Below are 7,461 nucleotides of genomic sequence, written 5' to 3' on the forward strand. Positions count from 1 at the left end.
CAAAGGCCCTGCACGCCCGGAGGATTCCGGAGGTGCAGGGCCTTTTCTTGTTCCCGGACTTACCTGGCCTGGCTGCGGGCCGGCAGCGGGGCGGGACGGAGCCGCCGGTACCCCTCGCGGGCCGGCGGGCGGTCGGTAGGAAGCTCCTGGATCATTTCCTTCAACGCACCGATTCCGAACTCCAGCTGCGGATCCCGGCCGGCGGCGTACGCGTGCGGCGGGTAGGCCACTTCGATGTCGGGGTCCACGCCGTAGTTTTCGACGCTCCACCCCACGCCCCCGCTGAACCAGTTGGCGTAGCGCGGCTGGGTGACGCCGGTGCCGTCCGCCAGGGCGAACCTGTTATCGATGCCGACCACGCCGCCCCAGGTACGGGTTCCGATGACGGGACCGATACCACGCAGCTTGGAAACCTGGGTGATGATGTCCCCGTCCGAACCGGCGAACTCGTCCGCCAGCACGATGACTGGTCCACGCGGTGCGTGGTGCGGATAGGTCCGCGGCTTCTCGCCGCGCGGCATGCTCCAGCCGGTGACCTTCCGGCCGATCAGCTCCGCCACCAGCTGGGACGTGTGGCCGCCACGGTTCCTCCTGACGTCCACGATGAGCCCGTCCAGTGCGGTTTCGGTGTCCAGGTCGCGGTGCAGCTGTGCCCAGCCGTTGGCCATCATGTCCGGGATATGCAGGTAGCCGAAGGTTCCGGCGGATGCTTCCCGCACAGTGCGGCGGTTCCCGGCCACCCATTCCTGGTACCGCAGGCGCTCCTCGTCCTTGACCGGAACGACGGCGACCCGCCGCTGGGTGCCGGCCGCACCTGCGTGTGCCGGACCGTTGAGGAGGGTCAGCTCCACGGCCCGGCCCGCCGCGCCCACCAGCTGCATGGCCGGGGTGACGGACGCCGAGAGCGGGACACCGTCGATGGCCAGCAGGATGTCTCCGGCCTTCGCGTCCACGCCGGGCCGCGTCAAAGGAGACGTTGCCAACGGGTCCGAGGACTCGCCGGCCAGGATCCGGGTTATTTCCCACCCCGCCGGGGTGTGGGCAATATCGGCGCCCAGCCGGCCCTGCCCCTGGCTGCCGTTTTCGGTGACCGGCGCCGGACGGACATAGGCGTGGGAGGTGCCCAATTCGCCGTGCATCTCCCACAGGAGGTCCACCAGGTCATCGTGCGATCCCAGGCGCTCCACCAGCGGCCGGTAGCGCTTATGGATGGATTCCCAGTCCTGCCCCGCCATGTCCTCTGCCCAGAAGAAGTCCCGCTGCAGCCGCCAGGCCTCGTCGAAGGCCTGGCCCCAGACACTGAGGGGATCCATCATCACGCGGATCCGGCCCAGGTCCACCTTGACCAGCTTCCCCGATTCCTCGTCCGCTTTCGCATCCGCCGGAACCGCCGTGACCTGCTTGTCGGAGATCAGCACAATGGTGCTGCGGTCGCCGGAAAGCCGGTAGCTGTCCAGCGACTCGACGAGCGTGGCCTTTTTGCGCCGGGCGATATCGAACCGGACAAGGCTGGGGCGGGCTTCCTTGTCGTCCTGGCTCGCTTTTCCGTCGCCGGTGACGCCCGCCAGGGCCCAGTCAAGCCACAGAAGCGCGCCGTCCGCGGTTCCCAGGGAGGTGTAGTTGCCTTGCGGCACGGGGACGGTGATGACGCGGTGGGCAAGGCCCTCCGGGTCGACGGCGACTTCCGGAGTTTCGCCGGATTCCTGCCCGCCGGAGGTATCCGTCCCGGAGCCTTCGCCGCCGTCGGGTGCCACCGCCGGGCCAAAGGGCGACGGCGTCCCGGCGGCAAGTGCCACCAGGTACGGCTTGATGGGGCTCGGGAACGAGAGATCGAAAGAGTGGCCGTCATACACCGGGTCAAAGCTGCGGTTGGACAGGAACGCCAGGTATTTGCCGTCCGGGGTGAAAGCTGGTGACTTGTCGCCGAAACGGCCGTCCGTCACGTCCACGGGGGACGTGCCGGGGTTTGCCATGTCAGCCAGCCGGAGCCGGCTGCGCGAACCAAAGGACGTGACCGGCTCGGACCAGACCAGCCACCGGGAATCCGGTGACCATGCCAGCTCCCCTATGGTGCCTTCCCCGATGCTCGCCACCAGGACAAAGTCACCTGTTCGGGTGTCTGCCACGTACACCTCGCCGAAGGAAGTGCCAACGGCTACCCGGCGCCCGTCGGGGCTGGACTCCAGGGCACTGGCCCGGGACGGCAGGGGGATGCTGATCCCCGGGGCGTCCGCCCCGGACTGGGCGTCCGCTGCGGAGACGGTGTCCTCCGGGGCGACGTCGGCCTGCTGGGTATCCGCCTGCTGGTCGTCAGCGGGGACGAAGGTGCCTGCGCCGGCCAGCACCGCGGCGCCGGCCGCGGGGACGGGCTGCGGCAACGCCGTCGCCCCGTCCCCGGCCTCACCGGGAAGCTGTACGGCGCCTGCCGGGGCTGCCGCTGTCCCGTGTCCCTTGCCGGCGTGTTCCTTGCCGACGGGCAGGGCGGCGTGCGGCACCGTTGCCACAATGTCCCTGATGTGCAGCGCCTCCACGCCGCCGTGGTCGGCAACGTAGGCGATCCGGCCGTCGCCGAGCGGCCGTGGCAGGCGCCCGCGCACCCCCGGCGTCGCCTCAACGATCCGGGAGGGCCCGTCCTTGTGGCGGAGCCAGTGGATGGTGCCGTGCGATTCAACCGCGCTTGCTGTTCCTGTAGCGTCGGGCACCACTGCGCCCAGGTGCTTTGAGGTCTTCAGCAGTGCCGGGCGCCGGGACTGGGATGCGGAGCCCAGCGCAATATCCAGCCGGACGGCCTCGGAGTCCAGGCTGTCCAGGATCCACAGTTCGCCGGCCGATTCGAAGACGACCCGCTTCCCGTCGCTGGCGGCATGCCGGACGTAGAAATCCTCGTGGTCCGTGTGGCGGCGCAGGTCCTTCCCGCCGGGAAGGACCGAATAAAGGTTGCCGTAGCCCTCGTGGTCGGACAGGAAGGCGATTCGGCCATCCACCCACATGGGGTCGGCGAGGTTGCCGTCAAGGTCCGGCAGAAGGCGCTCGAACTCCCCGTTGCCGTCCGCGTCGATCCACAGCTTTCCTGCTGTGCCGCCACGGTAGCGCTTCCACCAGGCCGGTTCGCGGGACAGGACGCTGCCCACCACCACAGGACGCTCATCCCCCACCTCGGGTCCGAACGCCACGGACTCCACGGGGCCGAAGGGCAGCTCTTCCGCCCAGCCGCCGTCCACCGGGACGCTGTAGGCGTAGGTATGCCGGCTTTCGGCCTGGCGGAAGGCGCTGGTCACCAGCACGGACCCGCTGGCCGTGAAGCCCTTGACCCGGGTGGTGCTGTGGCCGAAGTAGGTCAGCTGCCGGTAGTTCCCGCCGTCAACGTCCGCGGACACGACTTCCGGTGCCGTCCCCTGGACCACGGTCCACACCAGGCGCTTCCCGTCGGGGGTGAAACGGGGGTTGCGCGCGGGCAGCTGCAGGGAGGAGACCCGCCAGGCCCGGCCACCCTCCAGCGGGGCGATCCACACGTCGTCCTCGGCCACGAAAGTGACGAGGTCACCATGCACATGCGGGTAACGGAAGTAGCTCGAAGAAGTCATCGTTTGATCATAGTCAACCCTTCCGCGGCCCTGCCGGAGGTGCCGCCGGCCGCACCCGTGGTGTGATGGAGCATGCGCATCGTTATGGCAGGAGCCTCCGGGCTGCTCGGAACCCACATGTCCGAAACTTTCCGCGACGCCGGCCACGAGGTGACCGCCCTGGTCAGGCGCGAACCAGCCTCGAGCGGGGAAATCCGCTGGGATCCGGCGAACGGCCTGCTCGACCCCTCCGTGCTGGCGGGGGCCGACGCCGTCGTGAATCTGTCAGGTGCCGGCATCGGCGACAGGCCATGGACGCGGAAGCGGGTTGATGAGCTGTTGAGTTCGCGCATTGAGCCAACCCGCACACTGACGCAGGCAATGCGGCAGCTGGATGTCCCGCCCGCGACGTTCATCAGCCAGTCAGGTGCCAACTACTACGGCGACACGGGGAACACAGTCCTCCGGGAAGACGCGCCGGCCGGCTCGGGCATCCTGTCCCGGATTTGCGTGGAATGGGAAGCGGCAGCTGCAACTGCGCCCGCGGGAGTCCGGGTTGTCACGCCCCGCACCGGTGTGGTCCTCAGCCGCTCGGGCGGGGCCATGGGCAGGCTGCTGCCGCTCCTGCGGCTCGGCGTTGGCGGGCCTTTCGGCGACGGCAGGCAGTTCTGGCCGTGGATCACCCTTCCGGACGTGTCCGCCGCCTTCCTCTTCCTGCTGGAGTCGCCGGTCAGCGGACCGGTCAACCTGTGTGCTCCCGAAGATGCCGATGTCAACACCATCGTTGAAGAACTCGCACGTGCCCTGCACCGGCCGGCCATCTTCCGGGTTCCGGCGCCGGTGCTGCGGCTCGTCATGCGGAACCTGGCCGAAGAACTGCTGCTGTCCAGCCAGCGGATGGAACCTGCCGTCCTCGCGGGCGCCGGATTCCGGTGGCAGCATCCGGCGCTGGCGCAGGCAGCGCAGTGGGTGGCCGGAACCGAAGGCGCCGAGGCCCTGGACTAGTTCCGCCGGCCCCGGCTGAAGTTCAGGACCCGGGCAGGATCTCACTGATCCGCCACCTGCCGTCAACAGACACCAGGACCAGGCGCAGGCGCTGGCCGGCGCTCGCGGCACCTGATGCAAGCACCGTTCCTGCACGGTCCTTCTCCTCGTACGCGGATGTGGCCGAAGTTGCCCCGACCACGGCCCGCCCGCCCGAGGCACCTTCCGTGACGACATCGGACAGGAGGCTGGCGAACCCGGCCAGCACATGGCCTGGGCCGCGGAGCCTCCCGGCGGTCCTGGCGTCTGCGGCAGCCGCCGGTGATCCTTTCGCGTTGACTTCATCCAGCAGTTCCAGCCTGCCACTGGCGAACGCATGGTCGCGGAGTGCCGCAAGGCCGGCCACGGCCACGGCCGGGTCTGGTGCAGCGGCATGCTGCCTTGCCTCCCGGACCGCGTCGGCGCCTGCAGCTGCCTTCCCGGCACCAGCCACAGTTTCGGCTGGCGCTCCGGTTGTACTGCCGGGTTCGGGTGTCAGCGGGCCTGCCGGCGCCGCCGCCATCCACCAGGCAACAGCCAGGGCCGCGGCACCCGCGGCAGGCATGACCAACCGCCGCAGCCGCCGGCCCGGCATGCCCCTGGGAGCGGCGTGCTTTCCGTGCACAGCGTGTTTATCGTGCACAGCGGGTGCGGTGGCAGTGGCCGGGAACGGCAGCCGCGGACCGGCGGCCCGCCCCTTGACCCACCGTGCCGCCAGATGCCGGCGATTCCAGCCATCCAGCTTCTCCTTAAGCCTGGAGGGCCGGATGATCCTGTGCCACCCGGACGACGGCGGGACATGCCTGCGCGTCACCAGTTCCGGAAGGACGGTGGGATGGACTGAGGCCGCCAGGTCGACAGGGCGGGGCGGGGCGCTCCGATAGACGGCAGCAGCCAGGGCCGCGGCCGTCGGCCGGAGCCGCCTGTCCTCGTTGAGCCCGGCTTCCAGGACGGCGGCAAGTTCCTCCGGAACGTCCGGAACGAGCAGGGAGAGCGGTGGGCGCTCGGCCGTCGCCGGCGGGGCGGCGCCGGTGAGGCAGTACCAGCCGACGGCGGCCAGCGAATAGACATCCCGTTCCGGCTGGAGACCGGCACGGACCGCATCCACCGGTGCAGGATCGAGGAAACCGGGCGTGCCGAAGGCTTGCCCATGGCCGGGATCACCCAGGATCCGTGCGATCCCGACGTCGGAGAGCAGCGGCTTGCCCTGGCTGGTGAACAGCACGTTCCCGGGCGAAACGTCAGAATGTGTGAACCCTTTGCCGTGCAGGTACGAAAGCGCCTGGGCAATCGGCGTCACAACGGTGACTGTCTCCCCCACGCCCAGCCTGCCCCGGGCGGCAACGAGCTGGGCGAGGGAACCACCCGGTGCGTAGTCCAGGACCAGCGCCGTGCCGCCGCCGGAGCTGGAATCGAAACGGACGGCGTGGTGCGCGGTGGTGAGGTGCTGATGATCCAGGACGGAGAGGATGCGGATCTCCCGCTGCACAGCAGCTTCCTGTGCGGCGTTGTCTTCCTGTACAGCGCCTTCCTGTGCAGCGTCTCCCTGTCCAGCCTCTTCGGACCGGCAACCACTGCCGCGCCGGCTTCCACGCGCCGGGCGGAAGCACTTCAGGGCGAACTCCCGGCCCGTCTGATGGTCAGTACCGAGCCAGACCGTGGCGCTTCCGCCGCAGCCGAGCAGGCGACCGGTGGTGTAGCCGGGAACCAGCGGAGCCGTTGTCTCGTCCATCCCTCATGTCTAGCCGAATCCGCCGCTCCCTGCAGAAGTTATCCACAGGCAGTGCCATACTGCGAGGTGGTGCGGGCAGGTGGTGAGGTTGGCCACTAAACCGGGTACGCGGCGCTGCGGGGTCTAAGCTGGATGCCATGACTCTTGAGTTTTCACAGCTGGGTCTGGCCCCCGAACTCGTGGATTACCAGCAGGCGTGGGACATCCAGCGCGAACTCCATGACAAAGTAGTCGCCGGCCAGGCACCAAGCACTGTGCTCCTGCTGGAACACGCTGCTGTCTACACCGCGGGCAAGCTCACGGAAGACCACGAGCGGCCCTTCGACGGCACGCCTGTTGTGGCCGTGGACCGCGGTGGAAAGCTCACCTGGCACGGACCCGGCCAGCTCATTGCCTACCCCATCCTCAAGCTGAAGAACCGCGCGGGGATCCGGGACTACGTTGAGCGGCTGGAAGCGATCATGATTGCCGTCATGGCCGACTACGGCATTCCGGCCGAACGCATCAAAGGCCGGGCCGGCGTCTGGATCAGGGCGGACGAAAAGGGTCCCGACCGCAAAATCGCCGCCATTGGCATCCGGTCCTGAACGGTGTGACGATGCACGGCATCGCCATCAACTGCAGCAATGACCTGGCGCCGTACGGGCAGATCATCGCCTGCGGCATCACGGACGCGGGAGTGACCACCATGTCCCTGGAGACGGGGCAGGACATCCGCCCGGCCCACATCGTTGAACGCATTGTGGAAGAATTCCGCAAGCACGAAGAAGCACTCGTATCAAGCCCTGAAGGAGCTCTACTGTGACACTGGCACCCGAAGGCCGGAAGATGCTGCGGATCGAGCAGCGCAACGCGGCCGTCCCGGTGGAGCGCAAGCCCGAGTGGATCAAGGCCAAGGTCCAGATGGGCCCGGAGTTCGTCGGACTGAAGAACCTCGTCAAAAAAGAAGGCCTGCACACCGTCTGCGAGGAAGCCGGCTGCCCCAACATCTTCGAATGCTGGGAAGACAAGGAAGCCACCTTCCTCATCGGCGGCTCCGAATGCACCCGCCGCTGCGACTTCTGCCAGATCGACACCGGCAAACCCTCACCCCTGGACCGGTTCGAACCCACCAAGGTGGCCCGCTCCGTCCAGTCCATGCAG

At 68.5% G+C, this 7,461-nt stretch carries 3 protein-coding genes and 2 pseudogenes; 3 read left to right on the top strand and 2 right to left on the bottom strand.

All coding sequences use genetic code 11. The features are described from left to right. Window positions 1-59: 59 nt before the first annotated feature. A complete protein-coding gene (locus G205_RS16370) occupies window positions 60-3,584 on the bottom strand; it encodes a S41 family peptidase (RefSeq protein ID WP_009358963.1) in 3,525 nt (1,174 codons plus the stop codon). 72 nt (window positions 3,585-3,656) lie between these two features. On the opposite strand from G205_RS16370, the gene G205_RS16375 reads away from it, so the two are divergent. Further along, window positions 3,657-4,568, top strand: coding sequence for a TIGR01777 family oxidoreductase (locus G205_RS16375; RefSeq protein WP_035753485.1), 912 nt, complete (start codon window positions 3,657-3,659; stop codon window positions 4,566-4,568). Window positions 4,569-4,590: 22 nt separating this feature from the next. Here G205_RS16375 and G205_RS16380 read toward each other — a convergent pair whose 3' ends face one another. Beyond that, complete coding sequence (locus G205_RS16380) at window positions 4,591-6,318, bottom strand: serine/threonine-protein kinase (protein ID WP_009358965.1); 1,728 nt, start codon at window positions 6,316-6,318, stop codon at window positions 4,591-4,593. Between the two features lie 137 nt (window positions 6,319-6,455). On the opposite strand from G205_RS16380, the pseudogene lipB reads away from it, so the two are divergent. Then, window positions 6,456-7,123: pseudogene (gene lipB, locus G205_RS16385) on the top strand (lipoyl(octanoyl) transferase LipB). Beyond that, window positions 7,120-7,461 (top strand): annotated as a pseudogene (locus G205_RS16390) (lipoyl synthase); the annotation flags it as partial. The pseudogenes lipB and G205_RS16390, both read left to right, overlap by 4 nt.

It is taken from the genome of Arthrobacter nitrophenolicus, assembly GCF_000332815.1.
Taxonomy (GTDB): Bacteria; Actinomycetota; Actinomycetes; order Actinomycetales; family Micrococcaceae; genus Arthrobacter; species Arthrobacter nitrophenolicus.